Genomic DNA, 532 nt, shown 5'->3' with positions numbered 1-532 from the left:
CGCCCACGCTGTCGGCAATAACGTCGCCCGCCTCCAGCTCCAACGTGAGAGCCGTCTCGATCAGGGGTGCCGCGACCTCCAGCAGTTCGGCGGTGCTGGTCAGCAACTCCCGGACCGGCAGGCCACAATGCCCCTCATCCATGGCCTCGCCAAGCGCGTAGGAGATCCCGGCCCGCACCCGGATTGAACTGCCCCGGGTTTACCGGAGAGTAAAACTCTCGGAGGATGAGCCCTATGGTAGAGAAGAAGAAGACATCACGTTATTCGCCTGAGTTCCGTGAGCGCGCCGTGCGCCTTCTGGAAGGGCATCGATCGGATTACCCGAGCCTATCGGCGGCCTGTCGCGAGATTGGTGGCAAGCTTGGCTGTTCGGGCGACAGTCTGCACGACTGGTGGAAGCAGGCCCGGCGGGACGCGGGTGCGCAACCGGGGCCGACCACAGCCGAGACGGCACGGATCAGGGCGTTGGAGCGTGAGGTCCGTGAACTGCGTCAGGCCAATGAGATTCTCAAGAAAGCTTCAGCTTATTTTG

General features: G+C 63.0%; 1 protein-coding gene and 1 pseudogene. One reads left to right on the top strand and one right to left on the bottom strand.

Annotated elements, in window-relative coordinates:
* Positions 1–184 (bottom strand): annotated as a pseudogene (locus tag GOB86_RS16300) (hypothetical protein); the annotation flags it as partial.
* A gap of 50 nt (positions 185–234) precedes the next feature.
* Between GOB86_RS16300 and GOB86_RS15785 the strand changes: the two are divergent.
* The coding region (locus tag GOB86_RS15785; protein ID WP_165993595.1) for a transposase at positions 235–532 on the top strand (298 nt) is incomplete at its 3' end.

Source organism: Acetobacter lambici (assembly GCF_011516885.1).
Lineage (GTDB): Bacteria > Pseudomonadota > Alphaproteobacteria > Acetobacterales > Acetobacteraceae > Acetobacter > Acetobacter lambici.
Note: the sequence above shows the minus strand (reverse complement) of the source record. Positions and strands in the feature narration are given on the sequence as shown.